The organism is Bacillus salipaludis (genome assembly GCF_004358205.1).
In genome coordinates, this window is record NZ_SMYO01000002.1 from 537,748 (window position 1) to 558,447 (window position 20,700).

The window sequence follows — 20,700 nt, forward strand, 5'->3', positions numbered from 1 at the left end:
AGTGTTCGAATGTTGGATCAAGAAAGAATGGACCGAATTATTGACATCGTTGTCAACTCATTTTTTCCGATGTTAAAAGCCGGGGTTGCTTTTACCGTGCCGTTGACACTCCTTTCTTTTTTTCTGGGACTGATTCTTGCTCTGCTTACTGCACTGGCTCGAATCTCTGGAATTAAACCTCTGGATGCTGCTGCACGATTTTATGTATGGGTGATTAGGGGAACACCGCTGCTTGTTCAGCTGTTTGTTATTTTTTATGGTCTTCCAAGTATAGGGGTTACCATTGGTCCGCTGCCATCCGCAATAATCGGTTTTACCATTAATATGGGCGCCTATAACTCAGAGATTATTCGCGCAGCTATCCTTTCCATTCCCAAAGGTCAATGGGAGGCAGGTTACTCCATTGGGATGAGCTACCCGCAGGCATTAAAAAGAATTATTCTCCCGCAGGCAACAAGGGTGTCTGTTCCGCCTTTGGCAAACAGTTTTATTAGTTTGGTAAAGGATACATCTTTGGCCGCTACCATTACGGTGACGGAAATGTTTAGAGTGGCCCAGCAAATTACCGCAACAACCTATGAACCATTGGTACTCTATTGTCTAGCAGGATTTATTTATTTGATTTTCAGTACAGTTCTTTCTAACGCTCAAGGACGGATGGAAAAACGGTTTGATCGTTATGTGACGGGTTAATTTGATAGGGGGATATCCGCGTGATTGAGATAAAGAACCTGCATAAGCAATTTGGACAAACAGAGGTTTTAAAGGGAATCGATCTTAAAATTGAGGAAGGCAATACAGTCTGTATTATTGGGCCATCGGGTTCAGGGAAAACAACCTTGTTACGTTGTCTGAATTTATTGGAAGCGCCTACAAAAGGGACCATTACGCTTGGAAAGTTTTCTTTGGATTTTCAGGAGAAAAAACAAGTTCCAAAAGATCGAGTGATTAAGTTCCGTCAACAAACAGGTATGGTTTTCCAAGGGTACAATTTGTTTCCTCATATGACGGCACTAGAAAATGTTATGGAAGGTTTAGTTTACGTTCGTAAACAAGACAAGGAAACCTCTCGTACGAAGGCTCTTAAATTGCTGAAAAAGGTAGGATTATCGGAACGGGCGAACCACTATCCATCCCAGCTTTCCGGTGGACAACAACAACGGGTAGGAATTGCCCGGGCGATGGCAATGGAGCCTGAAGTCCTCCTTTTTGATGAACCTACTTCCGCGTTAGATCCTGAGTTAGTAGGAGAGGTTCTAAAGGTCATGAAAGAACTTGCTAAAGAAGGAATGACGATGGTTGTCGTGACACATGAAATGAATTTCGCACGTGAAGCGGCGGATAAAGTCGTATTCATTGATAAAGGTGTGATCGTTGAAGAAGGAACACCTCAACAAATTTTTGAACATACAGGGCATGAACGGACATTACAATTTTTAAATAAACTTTGTTCATAGGAAAGGCCTAAGATTGCAAATCTCATTTGCAATCTTTTTTTTGAATAATTAAGAAAGTATTTTCAAATTTGGGAATCTAAAAACAGTACGAAACAGTAGATTTACACTATTTTCATATCGGAAATGATAAATTACTGGTTTTTTCAGTAGCAAGAAAGCTGAATTACCAATGGTTTTATTTTGGCACAACACTTGCAAGATAAAAAAACGAAAAGAGGGAGGGGGAGGAAATTAAAAAAAATAGACTTTGAATCTGTGCAAACTTAGGTGACTAGAGGAGGGTTTATATGAATGATAGGACAGACTACAAAGTTGTGATTGTAGGCGGCGGAAGTGCCGGTATTACTGTGGCAGCACGTCTATTAAAAGAATCAAGGGCTCTTTATGGGGAAATTGCCATTATTGACCCTGCTGAAAAACATTATTTCCAGCCGCTATGGACACTGGTTGGTGGCGGGGTTGTTGATAAAAAGGTAACAGAAAGAGAACAGTCTACTTTAATTCCAGATGGTATTGTTTGGATTAAAGAAGCGGTTGAAGATTTTTTTCCAAATGAACAATCAATCGTAACGTCATCTGGCAACAAATTGAGTTATGACTATTTAGTGGTTGCAGCAGGTATTCAAATTGACTGGACCAAGGTGAAAGGTTTAAAAGAAAGCATTGGCAAGAATGGCGTCTGCAGTAACTACTCTTTTGATTATGTCGATAGTACTTGGGAAAATATTCGCAATTTCAGCGGCGGTAATGCCATCTTTACAAATCCGAATACACCGGTTAAATGTGGCGGTGCACCGCAAAAAATTATGTACCTGGCGGATGATTACTTTCGCAAATCAGGGGTTCGCTCAAATTCCACGATCCACTTTTTCTCAGGAGCGGGCAGTATTTTTGGCGTAAAAAAATATGCGGATACATTGAACAAAGTAATTGAAAGAAAAGAAATTGAAACACATTATCAGCACAATTTAGTGGAAATAGATGCACAGCAAAAAAAGGCTGTTTTTAAAAACCTTTCGACTGATGAATTGGTAACGGTTTCCTATGACATGATTCATGTTGTCCCGCCAATGAGTGCGCCTGATTTCATTGAGAAAAGTCCATTAGCCAACGAGACTGGCTGGGTGGATGTAGATCCGTATACATTGCGCCATAAAAAATATGGAAATATCTTTGGAATTGGAGACTGTACCAATTTGCCAACATCAAAAACTGGCGCCGCTATTCGAAAACAAGCGCCGGTTCTTGTCCAGAACTTATTATGTCTAATGAACCAAAAGACAGGTATGCAAAAGTACAACGGCTATACTTCGTGCCCACTTGTAACGGGATATGGCAGCTTAGTTTTAGCAGAGTTTGATTATGAATCTAAGCCGGATGAGAGCTTTCCTTTTGATCAAGCAAAGGAAAGATACAGTATGTATTTATTAAAGAAGCAGGTACTCCCTATTGTCTATTGGAACGGAATGTTGAAAGGTTTGTTATAAAAAAACATGTCAGTGAGAGGAAGATTATGCAGAAAACAACGATTGATCACTTATCTGATCTCCAACCATTACTTTCATTATTGAGCCAGAAGGAAATACAAACTAGTTTAATCGAAACACTGGAAAAATTGCCAGGGCTTGTTGACCAGTATTCTGCCTTAGAACGAAACATCGCTTTTATAAAATCCACTCTGAGCGATAAAGAATCGATGGACTATTTATTGGGTGGACTAGGAGATGAATTCGGAAAATACATTCCCACTAAAGATTCATTGGAAGCATTGACGGCATTAGTCCAGGGCCTCCCTAAATATACTAAGTACTTGTCAATGATGGAACCGATTATGGATTTCCTCTTATCGATATCCCGTGATAAGGAGTCCGTTGATTATTTGTATAAGGGGGCACAGGAAATCGCAGGCCCGATCCAGCAAAAGGTTGAAAATGGCATGAATTTGATTCAGCGGGCGAAAAATGAAGCGGACAAAGACCATTCACCTGTGACCATCTTTACCGTATTCAAATTAATCAAGGAACCTGCCGTTCAGCGGGGGATTCATTTTGTTAAAGCGCTTGTAACCCTGGCTTCAGAACCTAAATCAAAATAAAGGAGTGTTCACTCACATGTTCATGAAATATTTTTATGATGAGAAACTGGCTCATGCCTCTTATCTGGTCGGGTGTCAAGCTAAGGGAGTGGCCATTGTGATTGATCCTTCCCGCGACATCCATTCCTACTTGATTACAGCGGAGGCTAATGGATTATCGATTACAGCTGTTGCGGAGACACATATTCACGCTGATTATATTTCCGGTTCAATGGAGCTGGCCTCCAAAACAGGGGCCAAGCTTTATCTGTCAGATGAGGGCGATGCTGATTGGAAGTATCAGATTGCCGATCAGATTGATTCCCAATTGCTGAAAGACGGGGATCGCTTCTCAATTGGGAATTTAACCTTTGAAGTCCTTCATACTCCAGGGCATACACCGGAACATGTTTCATTCCTATTGACAGACGGCGGCACAACAGTGCAAGCCCCTATTGGTTTATTCACAGGTGACTTTGTTTTTGCCGGAGATGTAGGCCGTCCCGACTTACTGGAGAGAGCTGCCGGTGTAAAGGGTTCGGCTTATTCGCTGGCAAAAAAAATGTTTAAATCCCTGCAGCGATTTCAACAACTTCCAGACTATTTACAAGTCTGGCCAGCGCACGGAGCAGGGAGTGCATGCGGGAAATCATTGGGTGCAGTGCCTTCGTCAACCGTTGGATATGAAAAGTTGGCCAACTGGGCATTGCAATATGATGAGGAAGATTTATTTATTGAAGAATTGCTTTCCGGACAACCTGAGGCGCCAAAATATTTTGGAATCATGAAGTCACTGAACAAACAGGGGACTACCCTAATCGAAAAACTTGAGCCAGTCCATCATGCACAACCTTCATTAACCCTCGTTCAGGAATGGATCCAAAACGGCATTGTGGTGGATACCCGGCAAGCGTTGCAATTTGCGCAAAAACATATTGCGGGAACCATCAATCTTCCCTGCAATCAATCCTTTGTGACGTGGGCTGGATGGCTGCTTGATTATGATCAGCCGATCTATTTATTGGTAAGTAAGGAAAAAGAAGCGGAAACCCTGAAAGCATTACAATCGATTGGACTAGATCAGGTGAAAGCTGTGATGGATCACTCGTTCATTGAACAGCTTGAATTGAATGAAATGGATGTCGTGGATTATCAATCAGTTGAACCAAAAGAGATTATGGAGAGGCTTGAGGAGTATTATGTCCTTGATGTTCGTCGGAACAGTGAATGGAGGGCAGGCCATATTCCTAAGGCTCACCATATCATGCTTGGACATTTAAAAGACAGAATGAACGAGATTCCTAGTGAAAAACCAATTCTTATAAACTGTAAATCAGGCGCAAGATCGGCGATTGCCGTTAGTATCTTGAAAGCAAATGGATTTGACCAAGTCCTTAATTTAACAGGCGGGTTTGACCAATGGCTAAAAGAGAGCAGTACAAAACTAGTAAATAAAATTCACTAAAGAAACACCTATATACACATCGTGGATTGTAAAAAGGAGTTATCGAATGACAATTCTACAATGGATTCTCACAATTGCCTCTGGCGGAATAATTGGCTTTACTTTAGGACTTATTGGCGGTGGCGGTTCCATTTTAGCGGTTCCTCTTTTGCTTTATGTGGTCGGGGTGAAAGACCCGCATATTGTGATTGGCAGTACAGCCCTTGCTGTTTCCATTAATGCCTTCTTGAATCTTATACCCCATTCACGTGCAGGGCATGTCCACCTAAGACCGGCCATCGTATTTGCAATACCAGGTGTAGTGGGCGCCCTCTTTGGTTCTTATCTTGGTAAGCTTTTACCGAGCAAGCAATTATTGTTTCTTTTTGCGCTACTTATGATTTTTATGGCTATTAAGATGATCATGCCTAAAAAGGCAGTAAAACAGGCAGCAAATATTGAAACAGAAGGTTTGAGTTAAATGGATAAATTTAATGGAAAAAAGTTATCCCTATTCGGCGTTATGACAGGATTGGCATCAGGATTTTTTGGCATAGGCGGTGGATTCTTGGTTGTTCCCTCCCTGCTGGCAGCCACAAATATGGCCATCGTTGAAGCAATCGGCACATCCTTGTTTTCTGTAGGAACTTTTGGACTAACAACCGCACTGAATTACAGCCTTTCTGGATTGGTTAATTGGTTCGTAGTACTGGCACTTGTATGCGGTGGATTTATAGGGGGAATCTTTGGTACCATCGTTGCAAAGCGTTTAAGCAAACAACGACAAGCCCTTCAATATATCTTCTCTGCTGTTGTCATAACTGTAGCTATTTATATAATGATTAAAAATGGAGACGCTTTGAATTTATGAATCTATATTTTGTAGAGACAACAGGAAGGAATTGATTTATTTTTTGTTAGATTGAAAGTATGCTAATTTCCACCATTGCACGGTGGAAATGTGATATTAAGATTAAATTTGAAAAGGAAGAGTGATTACTATGATGAAAGTTATCTCAACAAATAAAGCACCGCAAGCGATTGGGCCATACTCGCAAGCCATTCGTGTAGATGGATTTCTATTTCTTTCGGGGCAGATCCCGCTTGATCCCGAAACGGGAGAGGTAGTTCAAAAGGATATTAGACTTCAAACCGAGCAGGTTTTAAAGAATATTCAGGGTATTTTAGAAGAGGAAGATTTTTTACTTACGAATATTGTAAAAACGACTATTTTTATAAAAGATATGAATGATTTCCCTGTTATTAACGAAGAGTACAGTCAATTTATGCAGGGGCATAACCCTGCAAGGTCTACTGTGGAAGTAAGTCGTCTTCCAAAGGATGTAATGATCGAAATAGAAGCTATTGCTAAGAAATAATTTTTGCTGTGATCAACGATTTTTTGAACATAGGTGATCTTAGGTCAATTTTGAGTCTCGAGTTCTGCCTAGATCACCTATGAAGCTTTACGATCGTACATAAGTCCCTTCTACATGCCCCTTTGGCAGAACTAAATGAAAGCGTTATCGTATCGTTCTCTTTGCATCTTATGCTCCAGTGTCAGCTTGTATGTGATGATGATCCCTAGATTACACGCACTCCTCTTTCATACGGATGAGCGTTGCAAACGATTCTTTGCCTGATTGATTTTGTATACGGCAAAATGGCTATTAATTTTTTGCAATATTTTATCATTTTTGAAAGTAATTTTATAAAATCGGAGGTACTTATATGGGCAAACCGGTACTTAAATTAAATATGATCCCAAACAAGGAAAAATCAACTGGACAGTTACACCGAAGTCTACAGTCCAGACATTTAACGATGATGGCGATTGGCGGTGCAATCGGAACAGGGTTGTTTGTATCGAGTGGATCAGCGATTAGTAAAGCAGGACCTGGAGGGGCTCTTGCAGCCTATTTACTAGTGGGAATCATGGTTTATTTTGTGATGAATAGTTTAGGGGAGCTGGCATCCTTTTTACCTGTGCCGGGGTCATTTGAAACTTATGCAACAAGGTATGTGGATCCCGCCTTCGGATTTGCTTTAGGATGGAATTATTGGTATACCAATGCTATTACGATTCCGGCCGATCTCTCAGCAGCAGTTCTGATAATGAAATATTGGTTTCCAGACTCCTCTGCATTATTATGGAGTACGATTTTCTTAGTTATATTACTAGCTCTTAATCTATTATCCGTTAAGGGATATGGGGAAAGTGAATATTGGTTTGCAGGTATTAAGGTCGTTTCGATTATTTTGTTTTTAATCATCGGAACAGCTATGATATTCGGAATAATGGGAGGGCATACCGAGGGTTTAAGTAACTTTACAAAAGGAGATGCTCCCTTTCACGGCGGATTTTTAGCCTTCTTTAGTGTAATCCTTGTTGCCGGTTTCGCCTTCCAGGGGACCGAAGTGATTGCAACGGCTGCTGGTGAAACGAATAATCCATCTAAAAATGTCCCTAAAGCCATTCGAACCATTTTCTGGCGGATTCTTATTTTCTACGTATTAACGATCTTTATTATTGGTTTGATTATTCCTTATACGGATCCAAATCTGCTTAAAACGGGTATTAGCAATGTTTCGATTAGTCCATTTACCCTTGTGTTTAAACGGGCCGGATTAGCGTTTGCCGCTTCGGCCATGAATGCAGTCCTGCTTACTTCTATTTTATCTGCAGCAAATACCGCCATGTATGCATCTTCACGTATGCTTTGGTCATTGGCGAAGGAGGGAAAAGCTCCGCGTATGTTTGCGAAGGTTAATTCTCGCGGTATTCCAATGGCTGCCTTAATGGTATCGGTCATCTTCGGGTTTATTTCATTTCTTTCATCTATGTTTGGAAGCGGTTCCGTTTTTATGTGGCTAGTGGCTACTTCGGCTATGACGGGATTTATTAAGTGGTTCGGGATCGCTGTGAGTCATTACCGCTTTCGCAAGGCCTATATTGCTCAAGGAAAAGATCCTAGTGAACTGCCGTTTAAAGCTAAATTATTCCCTTTAGGTCCAATGATCACCTTCTTGTTCATTATTGTTTTAGTTCTTGGTCAAAATTTATTTACGGAAGGCAAGTTTGATTGGGGAACGACCATCGCTAATTATATCGGCATTGTTTTCTTTGTAGTGCTTTGGATTGGTTATAAAATGATTAAAAAAACTAAGGTTGTACCTCTTACGGAGTGTGACTTTGAGAATCGCGAGTAAGTTGATCCCAACTGTATTTCAATAATGAGATAATCCTTCCTTTCTGAGGAAGGATTTTTTTTCGGATGTGAGATGGATTCTTATCAGATTTGCTAAAAGACGGCCAAAAGCAAATTTGAACGAATACACCAAAAATTGTTGTATCAATGCTTGAGGATCATTTTTATAGTTGGCATGGTTTTTGCAATATAGTTTGGCGTAAAGAGTTAATTAGTTTGGGGGATGCGAAATGAATTACAACTTCGATCAGGAAATTAACCGGACCAATACAGCTTGCGATAAGTGGGATGATCTTGAGACACGCTTTGGTGTGAATGATGTCCTGCCCATGTGGGTGGCTGACATGGATTTTAAGGCACCTTCTACTGTGATTGAAGCCTTAAAGGAAAGGGTAGAACACGGGATTTATGGCTACACCTATCGCCCGGACTCGTATTTTGAAGCGATTGTGGATTGGGTGTCAAGAAGGCATCAATGGTCCATTAAAAAGGAATGGATCACCCATAGCCCCGGCGTTATTCCGGCTTTGGCCTTTCTCCTGCGCTCCTTAACCCAGCCAGGTGATAAGATCATCGTTCAATCACCAGTTTACCATCACTTCTTCAGAGTGATTGAATCGCAAGGACGTACGGTTGTGAACAACCCTCTATCCTTTAAGGATGGACGATACACGATGGATTTTGCGGATTTAGAGAATCAGATTGATTCGTCCGTTAAAATGTTAATCCTTTGCAGTCCGCATAATCCCGTGGGAAGGGTATGGACACAAGAAGAGCTCACACGTCTTGGGGAAATCTGTCTTAAAAATAATATTTTAATTGTTTCGGATGAAATTCATTTTGATCTCGTCTACAACGAGTATAAACATGTTCCAATCGCCTCGATTTCAGAAGAGCTGGCTAAACAGACGATCACGTGTTTTTCTCCAAGTAAGACTTTCAATATTTGGGGAGTCCAAACATCTGTGGTGATTATTCCAAATCGTGATCTGAGAGAACGCTATAATCGTGAAATCAACAGTATGGCGATTGGATGGGCAACCCCTTTTGGTATAGCCGCTTTAGAAAGTGCCTATCGATCTGGGGAAGAATGGCTGGATCAGCTGATTGATTATTTAGAAGGAAATGTAGATTTTGTTCGGTCGTATTTGAAAAAGAATGTCCCGCAAATCAAGCTTGTCGAACCGGAGGGAACATACCTGCTATGGCTGGATTGCCGGGAACTTGGATTTAGTATGAAAGAATTAGATCAGTTTATGCTGCAAAAAGCAAGATTGGCCTTAAATGAAGGTCACATTTTCGGTCAAGGGGGAGAGGGATTTATGAGAATGAATATTGCATGTCCCCGCTCTACGTTAGAAAAAGCCCTTCGCCAATTAGAACAAGCCGTCAATCAACTTTCACATACAAAGTAAGACCTAATACATTGAGGAGGAAGTAGGATGGATCACAGGAATAAATATGATTTCAAAGATTTTGTTGAGGATATGACCGATATGGTTGAACGGAGTCAGAATGATAAAGTTTGTGTTTTGGAAGCGGAAAGGTTAGTTGGTAAATTAATTCAATCCCATTCCTGGCTGCCTGCAGAGAAGAGAAGGCCAAGTGATGGGGGATACTCGCGGCATCCGTTGTATTGTGATCCAAAGGATCGTTTCGAAGTGATCGCGCTCGTCTGGAAGCCCGGTCAAAGGACCACGCTTCATGATCACGATGAAACATGGGGTGCAGAAGGCGTTGTAGCGGGTCAGATCAAAGTTACGAATTATATCCGATTAGAGGAATTATCAGGGGGAAAAATCGTTAAGTTGCAGCAGACGGATACCATCGTTGTAAACGAACAGAATACAGGGACGCTATTGCCTCCAGCCGACTGTCATATTTTAGAGGGGGTGGGGGATTATCCCGCCATCACAATCCATGTTTATGGAAAGCAATTGAGGAAATTCCGGGAATTCACTCCATTAGAAGAAGAAGGGCTCTATCTTGCACAAGAAAAGTATGTGGAATACACCGCTGTATAGGCTGTGATCTGGATTGACTAGAATTTATTACCGCGAGGAGGAGAGCCATGTTAAACCCGTTAGCTAAAGAATTAAATCATACGATAGAAAAAAATGATGCACATGTTTATCAAATGTTATCTTCGCTTGGGAAGTCCCTGTATTTTCCAAGAGGAATTGTAAGTCAGAGTGGAGAGGCTCGTGAAAAAGCCCATACCTTTAATGCAACGATTGGGACTGCCACAAAAAAAGGAAGTCCCATGTACTTGGAGGCTTTACAAAGCAAACTAGCAGCGTTTGATCCAAAGGATTTATATCCTTATGCTCCGCCAACAGGAAAAATGGAGTTACGAACGATCTGGAAAGAAAAATTAATGAAGGAAAATCCCTCATTAGGTGAAAAGAAATTGGGTCTCCCTATTGTCACCAACGGTCTAACGCATGGATTAAGCATTGTGGCTGACTTATTTGTGGAAAAGGGGGATCCAATCATTCTGCCCAATTTGTTTTGGGATAATTATCACTTAACGTTTGATGTACGACACGGAAGCCAAACCGTAACCTACCCTCTTTTTACAAGCACAGGTACGTTTCATGTAGAAGCGATGGAAGAAGCCATGATGCAATGCGGCAAGTCCAAGTTAATTTTAGTGATGAATTTCCCGAATAATCCAACAGGATACACTCCATATGAAGAAGAAGTAGCCAAGATTATTGAGGCAATTATAAGGGTAGCAAATTCAGGTATTGATCTCGTTGTGGTAGCCGATGATGCGTACTTTGGACAGTTTTATGAGGATTCAATAAAAGAATCGATTTTTTCACGGTTAGTTGGTGTTCATCCACGTGTACTTCCCATCAAGGTAGATGGCGCAACGAAAGAAGAATACGCATGGGGGTTTCGGGTTGGATTTCTGACCTTTGGCATTCAGAATCCAGAAGTTTTAGAAGCTTTAGAGGAAAAGACTTTGGCTTCGATTCGAAGCACGATTTCCTGTTGTCCGCACCCTTCGCAAACCTTTATTTTAGATGTTCTTCAGCATCCAAATTTTGAGGTCCAACGAAAGGACCATTTTCAAGTAATGAAAACGCGTTGGCAAAGAATTAAAGAGATTGTGAGCAGTAAAAAGTATACGGATGCATTTGAGGCCTATCCTTTTAATTCGGGTTATTTTGTCTGTCTCCGTATCAAGCAGGTGGATGCGGAGTCCCTTCGGAAATATTTAATTGATCAATATGGGGTAGGTACCATTTCGTTTGGACAGCAGAATCTCCGGATTGCTTTTTCAAGTGTTGAAGTAGAGGATTTACAACAACTTTTTGAATGTATTTATCAAGCCAGTAAGGAACTAGAGACGAATTTGGTCAAATTATAGATACGAGATTACTATTTACTAAGTTTATAGATCATAAGGAGAAGGTAAAAATATGACTCGAAAAATTAACAAAGTGTTAGTGGCAAACCGAGGGGAAATTGCGATTCGTATCTTTCGTGCGTGCACAGAGCTAAATATCCGGACTGTAGCCATTTATTCCAATGAAGATGCAGGATCTTTTCATCGCTATAAAGCGGATGAAGCGTATTTAATTGGAAAAGGGAAAAAGCCAATTGAAGCCTATTTAGACATTGAAGGAATCATTGAACTGGCCAAAACACATGAAGTAGATGCCATTCACCCAGGGTATGGGTTTTTGTCGGAAAATATTCAATTCGCCAAACGTTGTGAAGAAGAGGGTATCATCTTTATTGGTCCACAATCCAGACATCTTGATCAATTTGGTGATAAGGTGAAAGCTCGTTATCAAGCCCTCCAAGCTAATATTCCCGTGATCCCCGGGAGCGATGGTCCAATTTCAAGTCAGGATGAAGCGGAAACGTTCGGCCGAGACTTTGGTTATCCTCTTATGATTAAAGCCGCATTGGGTGGGGGCGGCCGTGGTATGCGTATTGTTCGAAGTGCGGATGAATTAAAAGAAGCTTATGAACGTGCTAAGTCTGAAGCAAAGACTGCGTTTGGGAATGATCAGGTTTATATCGAAAAATTTATTGAAAACCCTAAGCATATTGAAGTACAGATTTTGGGTGATCAAGACGGCAACATTGTTCATTTATATGAGCGTGATTGTTCGATCCAGCGCCGACACCAAAAAGTTGTGGAAATCGCACCGAGTGTTACCTTATCGGAAAAATTGCGTAGACAAATTTGCGAGGCAGCTATTCGATTAATGGCAAACGTTGGCTACCTAAATGCCGGAACCGTAGAGTTCCTTGTGGCAGGAGATGCGTTTTATTTCATTGAAGTGAATCCAAGGGTTCAGGTGGAGCATACGATTACTGAAATGATTACAGGGATTGATATTGTTCAGTCGCAAATTCTCATTGCGGATGGATACTCCTTACATAGTAAGGAGATGGGGATTCCGCTTCAGGATGACATACAAATCAATGGTTTTGCGATCCAATCTCGGGTGACGACAGAAGACCCTCTTAACCATTTTATGCCGGACACAGGAAAAATTATGGCGTTCCGTTCAGGTGGCGGGTTTGGTGTTCGTCTGGATGCTGGAAATGGGTTTCAAGGGGCGGTCATTACTCCTTATTATGATTCCTTGCTCGTAAAAGTAACGACATGGGCAGATACGTTTGAGAAGGCGGCTTCAAAAATGCTGCGTAACCTTCGTGAATTTCGTATCCGCGGGATTAAAACGAACCTTCCTTATTTGGAAAATGTGGTCAAGCACGAAAAGTTTTTAAAGGGTGACTTTGACACGTCCTTTATTGATACGACACCAGAATTATTCCTATTTCCGAAAAGTAAGGACCGTGGGACAAAATTGCTGACGTATATCGGGAATGTCACAGTAAATGGGTTCCCTGGCATCGGGAAAAAGAAGAAGCCTGTATTTACAAAACCCACCTTACCTAAAACCATCTGTTCAGAACCTATTCCCGTTGGTACGAAACAAATTTTGGATGCTGAAGGTGCTGCTGGTGTCGTCAAGTGGATTCAGGAACAAAAAGAAGTATTGTTAACCGACACGACCTTTCGTGATGCCCATCAATCTCTGCTGGCAACCCGGATACGGACCAATGATTTAGTACGAATTGCGGAGCCAACGGCACGCTTAACCCCTCATCTTTTTTCGGTAGAAATGTGGGGTGGTGCTACATTTGATGTATCGTATCGTTTTTTACATGAGGATCCTTGGGATCGGTTATTCCAATTACGCAAGAAAATGCCCAATCTATTATTCCAAATGCTTCTTCGTTCTTCCAATGCGGTGGGGTATAAAAACTATCCAGACAATGTGATTAAAAAATTCGTTGAAGAATCAGCAAATGCCGGAATTGACGTGTTCCGAATTTTTGATAGTTTAAATTGGGTGAAAGGGATGTCATTAGCGATTAATTCTGTAAGAGACAGCGGTAAAATTGCCGAAGCTGCCATGTGTTATACTGGAGACATTTTAGATCCGACGAGAAGAAAGTATGATTTGAGTTATTATAAACAGCTTGCGAAAGAGCTAGAAGAATCAGGTGCCCATATTATTGGGATTAAAGATATGGCTGGATTATTAAAGCCACAAGCCGCTTATGAGTTAATCTCGTCTTTAAAGGAAACCGTAGACATTCCGATTCACCTGCACAGCCATGATACAAGTGGAAACGGAATTTATATGTATGCGAAGGCCATTGAGGCAGGGGTAGATATTATCGATACAGCCGTAAGTTCGATGGCGGGTTTAACCTCGCAGCCAAGTGCGAATTCGTTATTTTATGCGTTAGAGGGTCAGGAACGGAAACCAAACATCGATATTCAGAGCCTTGAGGAGCTCTCCTATTATTGGGAAGATGTTCGTAAGTATTATCAACCTTTTGAAAGTGGAATGATCGCCCCGCATACAGAGGTATATGTTCACGAAATGCCCGGAGGTCAATACAGCAACTTACAGCAACAGGCCAAATCAGTTGGATTAGGGGATCGCTGGGATGAAGTAAAAGACATGTATTCAAGGGTGAATCACTTATTCGGAGATCTTGTCAAAGTAACGCCTTCTTCAAAAGTCGTTGGTGATATGGCCCTATTCATGGTTCAAAACAATCTTACGGAGCAGGATATTTACGAGCGCGGAGAAACATTGGATTTCCCGGATTCGGTAATTGAACTATTTGAGGGGTATTTAGGTCAGCCTTATGAAGGTTTCCCAAAAGAACTTCAACGCATTGTTCTGAAAGGGAGAGAGCCGATTACGGTTCGTCCCGGAGAACGATTAGAAGAGGTTAACTTTGAACAAATAGAAAAAACGCTTTTTTCTTCGCTTAACCGTCCTGTTACCAGTCAAGAAGCGATTGCTTATGCCTTATATCCAAAAGTATTTATCGATTATCAGAAGAACGTTGAGCAATTTGGGAATATTTCCGTTTTAGACACGCCTACTTTCTTATACGGAATGCGCCTTGGCGAAGAAATGGAAATTGAAATTGAAAAAGGGAAAACGTTGATTGTTAAGCTTGTCTCCATTGGTGAGGCTGGGCAGGATGGCATACGTACGGTGTATTTTGAGTTAAATGGTCAATCCCGTGAAGTCATGATTAAAGATGAGAGTATTAAGACCACTATCCTTTCTAGACAGAAAGCTGATTTAACCAATTTAAACCATCTGGGAGCTACTATGCCGGGTACGATTATCAAAGTATTGGTGCAAAAGGGAGAAACGGTCTCAAAAGGTGATCATCTCATCATTACCGAAGCGATGAAGATGGAGACCACCATTCAAGCACCATTCGACGGAATCATAAGAGATATTTATGTGAAAAGTGGGGAAGCCATTCAACAAGGGGATTTGCTTATTGAGGTAAGCCGATAAATCCTTTCTCGAAAGCATAAATCGCCCATAGGGACGGTTAACCGTCCCTGTGGCATTAGAGTTTTGCACTCTTTAGCGTCTTTAGTTCCTTTAACCTTTCTTGGATGAACTCAATTTGATCTTCGGTAATAATAAAATCGGTAAGACGGTCCTCAAAATGAGCAATTCGTTCATCTAACTCCTCTATCGTAATGCTATCAGGATTCCTCATAAACCTACCACTCCTTAAATTTTCATGAAAAATAGGGTCATTTTTTAAGTGAATTTATCATTTTTCGATCGCGATTAAACTATTTAAATAGTACTATAAATTTCGCGTATAAAAAATTGATAAAATTCGAAAAAATTCGACATTATCGCTAATCGTGTCGAAAACTAAAATGATAAAATATAGGTGTTAATTGATGTTATCACTTACAATTAAAGGTAAATGAACAAGAGCCTTGATTAATATATGTACGAAAGGCTATAAGTATGAAGCAAATCCAGTTATTTTAAGGAGAAGAAAATATGGAAAAAAAGAAGATTCTCTTAGCCTTACAAGGCGGAGGGGCGCATGGAGCTTTTACATGGGGAGTTCTCGACCGATTGCTTGAAGAAGAAAACCTAGAAATTGCGGCTGCATCCGGAACGAGTGCGGGGGCGGTGAACGCAACCGTATTGGCCTATGGATTGACGATTGGAAACAGACAAACAGCGCGGGAGATGCTTGACCTATTTTGGCGTAAAAACGCTGAATCGGGAATGTTTTCTCCTTTTCAACCGACATGGCTCGATCGGATGGTGAGTCCTGGTAATATGGATTTCAACCCGTTCTATCAATCATGGGGAATCCTTACTTCGTTCCTCTCCCCTTATCAGCTCAATCCATTCGATTTTAACCCGCTTAAGGATACACTGAATGAAATGATTGATTTTGAGAAGGTCCGTAACAATCAGAAAATAAAGCTTTTCTTATCTGCTACGAATGTGAGGACTTCACAAGTTAAAGTGTTTGATACCGATGAAATTACAGTCGATTCCGTGCTAGCCTCAGCGTGCTTGCCGCAAGTCTTTAAAGCGGTTGAAATCGACGGAGAGCATTATTGGGACGGTGGTTATGTAGGGAATCCTGCTCTTTACCCACTGTTATGGGAGCATGATTGTAATGATTTAATGGTTGTTCAAATTAACCCGACCAATTATCCCAAGCTGCCAACAACTGCTCATGATATTGTTGACCGTGCAACCGACATCGGTTTTAATGCTAGTTTAATGCGTGAAATACGCTTCATCAATGGGTTAAATCGACTTGTCGATAACGGATTTGATTACGATGGTGAATTGGAGAAAGTATATATTCATTTTATTAATACAGGTGAAGGGTTGAACCATTTAAATGGTTCAAGTAAATTGAATGTTTCGTGGGATTATCTCACTTACTTGCGTGACTTCGGCCGAAAAAATGCGGATTCATGGATTAAGGAAAATTACGATAAGATTGGCGTCGAGTCAACCTTTGATGTTGAAAAGTTTTTTGGTTCGGACTCCCCTGAGGCCCAAACTTTCATCCTTCCCGGCAGGAAAAAAGCCCGACCGTTTGATTGCTTTTTCCAATAAGTGGACCATGGGGACAGTTCTGATGGCATTTTTGAACCAAGAGAACCGTCCCTGTGGCTTTACCCTAAAGAAAGCGGCACCCTAATATTCACTGTTGTACCCAGATTTTCGATGCTTTCGAACGTTAACGTTCCTTTATGCTGTCTGATAATCCTCATACATAGCATTAAACCTAATCCCGTTCCTTTTTCTTTGTTACTATAGAAGGGTTCTCCTAATCTCTTGATCCGTTCTTCGCTGATTCCCACTCCGTTATCACGAACCTGAATCAGAAGATTTTCTCCGTTCTCGATTCGAACGGTGATGGTGATCATTCCTCTTCTGTTGAAATCTAAAGCTTCAATACTATTTTTACAAAGATTAAGTAAGACTTGTTTGATTTGATTCGCGTCACACATAATGGAAGGGAGCTTCGGTTCCATTTCAATGAAAAATTGGATTCCTTTCAGATGGGCTTCCGACTCTAGTAAGGTTTCTACTTCTTTTAACAAGGCAGAGATATTTACTTGTTTAAGCTGAATTTCCTGTGGTTTTGCAAGGGAAAGAAATTCCTTGATAATATCCTCGATTCGATTAAATTCCGATAGAATCACATTATAGTATTCTTCTTTTAATGGACCTTGTTGGAAAAGTTGAATAAACCCTTTTATCGAGGTAAGCGGATTTCTTATTTCGTGTGCGACTCCTGCAGCTAACTCCCCAACTAAAGATAACTTCTCTGAGTTCCATAGGAGTTCTTCTGCTTTTCTTTTCTCTGTAATATCTTTTCCGACTACCATGATATGCTCTACTACGCCATTCTCAACCATTACGGGGGTTCCTGTTAATTCAAATAATCTCCATTCGCCATTGGCATGTAAAAGCCTAGCCTCCGCCTTGGAAATGGATTGGGTCTTGATCACTTCGTCAAATTGCCTTTGGATCATGAGAGAATCTTCGGGATGAATAAGATGAAGGGTATTGTTGTCTTCAAAAAACTCTGGAGAATACCCTAATACAGTTGCATGGGAAGGGGATGCATAGATCCCGTTTCCATTCAGATCAAATAAAATAAGCAAATCCGACATGTTTTCTGCAATTAAACGATAGTTCTTTTCACTTTCCAGCAGTGCTCTTTCTGTATTCTTTCGATCTGTAATATCGATACAGGAAGCAATTACCTCCATCACTTCTCCGCCGCGTTTAATCGGGCTTAACACTGCAAGATAGGAAACGCCATTCACCTCTGTTTCATAGGTAACTCGTTCTTCTCCATTCCAGGCCCGCTCATAATACGGTTCCTTTTCTTTCGCAATCTCTTCCGGAAAAAACTCGATTAATTGCTTCCCTACGACAAGGTTAGGCATAAGGCCTAAACGATACAATAATTCACCGTCACATAAGGTGTGAATAAAATGACCATTAATTTTTTTGAATTTAAAAATCATTCCTTGTTGTAAACGGATCGTTTCGTTTAATTCTTTTTTCGCCTGACGCACTAATTCTTCGGACCACTTACGTTCATTGATATCTTGAGAAATTCCGGAATCTTTCACTACTTTTTCAATTTCAATAAGGGAACCCTCTAATTCCTGTGCTGATAATGGTTTCGTAAAGAGGAACCCTTGTCCTTCATCACAGAGATGCTGCTGTAAAAAGATTAGTTGTTCTTTTGTTTCAATTCCTTCCGCGACCACACTTAAATTTAAGTTATGTGCCATGGAAATGATGGTTTTTACAATCGTTTCGTCATTCGGGTTGTTTTGCAGACTACGAACAAACGATTGATCAATCTTCAAGGTATTCACCGGAAACTTTTGCAAATAATTCAATGAACTAAAGCCAGTTCCAAAATCATCTATACTAATATGGACCCCAAGCTTCTTTAGTTTGTGTAAGGTGTTAATCGTACGTTCGATATTTGCCGTCATACTCTCGGTAATTTCTAATTCTAAATAGTTTGGTTCCAACTTCGTTTGAAGAAGAATCTTCGCAACCGTTTCCTCCAAATTGGATTGAGTAAACTGCTTAGCCGATAGATTAACCGATACGGTTGTTACGAATCCTTTCTGCTGCCATTCCTTATTCTGTTTACAAGCTGTATAGAGTGCCCACTCGCCAATCGGAATAATTAACCCCGTTTCTTCGGCAACCGGAATAAAGGTATTTGGCGCGACCATCCCTAGTTCTGGATGGTTCCAACGGATTAAAGCCTCAACTCCAACGATTTTCCCTGTTTTTAAACTGATCTTTGGTTGATAGTGAAGAAGTAACTCCTCCTGTTGGATTGCTTTATGAAGGTACATTTCTAATTTCAACGGATTTATATCCGTTTCGCGGCTATTCATGGAGTAAAATTTAAAATTATGTTTTCCATCCTTTTTGGCTTGGTACATCGCAAAATCAGCATGGTTGATTAGGCTTTCTACTGACTCACCGTCTTCGGGGAATAAGCTGATTCCGATGCTGGGACTCGTAAAAATATCGTAATTTTGTATTTTAAAGGGAGAAGCTAGAGCATCTAGTATCCTTTTACTAACTTTTGCTGCCACGTCTCGGTCCGCGTTATATAAAAGGACAATAAATTCATCGCCGCCTTGTCTGAAAACGATGTCTTTATCCTCTACAGTTGACTTTACACGTGCAGCTACTGCTTTTAATAATTGGTCCCCTGTATGATGACCAAGGGTATCATTGATCATTTTGAATCGATCAAGATCCATAAATAATACGGCAATATTTTGTTTCTTTTCTGCGGCTAGGATTAATTCATTTGAGAGTGTTGAGTTTAATTTATTTAGGTTTGGCAGGCCTGTTAAGTAATCATGATAGGCCATATGTTTATAGTTTTTTTCTATTTCTACTTGATTGGTAATATCCTGTGCGATTCCAAAAACACCATTGATTTGTCCCTCTACGATAATAGGGACGAAGGTAACCTGTAAATGAATCTTTGATCCGTTCTTATGAAGGATTGTCGTACGAAAGTTTTGTGGTTCTCCTTTTATACATCGGTCAAAGTGGTGCAGAGCCTGTTCGCGTTGTTTCAGAACGATCAGGTCTCTTATTTTCATCGGCCGTAATAGTTCTTCTTTCCGAAACCCTGTAAGTTTTTCACAAACAGAATTGTAGTGGGAGAAGGTTCCATCTACATCAAGGGAGAAGACCATGCTGGCATTATGTTGAAAAAGCGATTGGTAATGTTGATTGTATAGTTCTAATTGTTCAATCATGTCTTTGGCCATCACATAAACTCCTAAACGTAATATTTGAAGATCTAAGTTTAGTGGGTTGAGATTCTATATTTAATAATTATAAACGTTTTTTCGAAAAATAGATTCTGCTTTTGGTTAAAAAATGGGAGGTACAAGTGCAAAAGTGGTGGGTAACGTTAAAATACGTTGGGTCCTTGGACCCTGAAGAGTGGGATTTTACTGAAAATGGTAATTATCCTTTGGAAAGAGACTTATTTTAAGAGAATTACATGGGCGTTTAGTAGTTTTAATAGAGAGTGGAAGATAAAAGGAGGGAAGAGGAAGATAAAAGTGCAAAAGTGGCTGATAAATTGATAAAACTGGAAGGTAAAGTGTCAAAACTGGTGGATAACGTTAAAATGTGTTGATTTCTTGGATCCTGCGGAGTAGGGTTTTACTGAAAATGGAAATTATCTTTTGAAAAGAGACCCATTTTGAGAGAAATAAAAGAGTGTTTAGCAGTTTTAATAGAGAGTGGAAGATAAAAGAAGGGAAGTGGAAAGTAAAAGCGCAAAAGTGGAAGATAAATTGATAAAACTGGAAGGTAAAGTGTCAAAACTGGTGGATAACGTTAAAATGTGTTGATTTCTTGGATCCTGCGGAGTAGGGTTTTACTGAAAATGGAAATTATCTTTTAGAAAGAGACCTATTTTAAGGGAAATACATGGATGTTTAGTAGTTTTAATAGAAAGTAGAGGGTAAAAGGTGGGAAGTGGAAGATAAAAGTGCAAAAGTGGCTGATAAAGTTAAAATACATCAGGAAAAGAATCATGCATTCATTAATTAAAGCTAAACAGAACACTTGTTTTGTT

Annotated in this window: 14 protein-coding genes and 1 pseudogene; 13 read left to right on the forward strand and 2 right to left on the reverse strand. The window is 40.4% G+C overall.

Going from position 1 to position 20,700, the window contains the following annotated elements:
- Positions 1–9 precede the first annotated feature (9 nt).
- The 12 genes and pseudogenes from E2K98_RS05240 (at position 10) to pyc (ending at position 15,056) form a co-directional block, all read left to right on the forward strand.
- Complete coding sequence (locus E2K98_RS05240) at positions 10–693, forward strand: amino acid ABC transporter permease (protein ID WP_235824720.1); 684 nt, start codon at positions 10–12, stop codon at positions 691–693.
- A 20-nt stretch (positions 694–713) separates the two neighbouring features.
- A complete protein-coding gene (locus E2K98_RS05245) occupies positions 714–1,457 on the forward strand; it encodes an amino acid ABC transporter ATP-binding protein (RefSeq protein ID WP_133333195.1) in 744 nt (247 codons plus the stop codon).
- Between the two features lie 287 nt (positions 1,458–1,744).
- Positions 1,745–2,944: an FAD/NAD(P)-binding oxidoreductase gene (locus E2K98_RS05250; RefSeq protein WP_133333196.1), complete on the forward strand. Its 1,200-nt coding sequence runs from the start codon at positions 1,745–1,747 to the stop codon at positions 2,942–2,944.
- Between the two features lie 26 nt (positions 2,945–2,970).
- Positions 2,971–3,552 carry a hypothetical protein gene (locus tag E2K98_RS05255; protein ID WP_133333197.1) on the forward strand — a complete coding sequence of 194 codons (582 nt, stop codon included), beginning with the start codon at positions 2,971–2,973 and terminating at the stop codon, positions 3,550–3,552.
- Between the two features lie 16 nt (positions 3,553–3,568).
- The gene (locus tag E2K98_RS05260) at positions 3,569–4,996 is read left to right on the forward strand and encodes an MBL fold metallo-hydrolase (RefSeq protein WP_133333198.1); all 1,428 of its coding nucleotides are present in this window, start codon (positions 3,569–3,571) and stop codon (positions 4,994–4,996) included.
- A gap of 46 nt (positions 4,997–5,042) precedes the next feature.
- Positions 5,043–5,846, forward strand: a pseudogene (locus tag E2K98_RS05265) (sulfite exporter TauE/SafE family protein).
- A gap of 130 nt (positions 5,847–5,976) precedes the next feature.
- Entirely contained in the window at positions 5,977–6,354 is a 378-nt protein-coding gene (locus E2K98_RS05270) for a RidA family protein (protein ID WP_208025319.1), read from the forward strand.
- Between the two features lie 352 nt (positions 6,355–6,706).
- A complete protein-coding gene (locus tag E2K98_RS05275; RefSeq protein ID WP_133333199.1) occupies positions 6,707–8,185 on the forward strand; it encodes an amino acid permease in 1,479 nt (492 codons plus the stop codon).
- Positions 8,186–8,414: 229 nt separating this feature from the next.
- Complete coding sequence (locus tag E2K98_RS05280; protein WP_133333200.1) at positions 8,415–9,599, forward strand: MalY/PatB family protein; 1,185 nt, start codon at positions 8,415–8,417, stop codon at positions 9,597–9,599.
- A 27-nt stretch (positions 9,600–9,626) separates the two neighbouring features.
- Positions 9,627–10,208, forward strand: coding sequence for a cysteine dioxygenase family protein (locus E2K98_RS05285; protein WP_133333201.1), 582 nt, complete (start codon positions 9,627–9,629; stop codon positions 10,206–10,208).
- A 47-nt stretch (positions 10,209–10,255) separates the two neighbouring features.
- Positions 10,256–11,563: an aminotransferase class I/II-fold pyridoxal phosphate-dependent enzyme gene (locus E2K98_RS05290; protein ID WP_133333202.1), complete on the forward strand. Its 1,308-nt coding sequence runs from the start codon at positions 10,256–10,258 to the stop codon at positions 11,561–11,563.
- A 52-nt stretch (positions 11,564–11,615) separates the two neighbouring features.
- Positions 11,616–15,056, forward strand: coding sequence for a pyruvate carboxylase (pyc, locus tag E2K98_RS05295; RefSeq protein WP_133333203.1), 3,441 nt, complete (start codon positions 11,616–11,618; stop codon positions 15,054–15,056).
- 55 nt (positions 15,057–15,111) lie between these two features.
- Here pyc and E2K98_RS30785 read toward each other — a convergent pair whose 3' ends face one another.
- Positions 15,112–15,267, reverse strand: coding sequence for a hypothetical protein (locus E2K98_RS30785; protein ID WP_165976178.1), 156 nt, complete (start codon positions 15,265–15,267; stop codon positions 15,112–15,114).
- Positions 15,268–15,566: 299 nt separating this feature from the next.
- Between E2K98_RS30785 and E2K98_RS05300 the strand changes: the two genes are divergently transcribed.
- Positions 15,567–16,655 (forward strand): patatin-like phospholipase family protein, encoded by a 1,089-nt coding sequence (locus E2K98_RS05300; protein WP_133333204.1) that lies wholly within the window; start codon positions 15,567–15,569, stop codon positions 16,653–16,655.
- Between the two features lie 59 nt (positions 16,656–16,714).
- On the opposite strand, the gene E2K98_RS05305 is transcribed toward E2K98_RS05300, so the two are convergent.
- Positions 16,715–19,879 (reverse strand): EAL domain-containing protein, encoded by a 3,165-nt coding sequence (locus E2K98_RS05305; RefSeq protein ID WP_133333205.1) that lies wholly within the window; start codon positions 19,877–19,879, stop codon positions 16,715–16,717.
- Positions 19,880–20,700 lie beyond the last annotated feature (821 nt).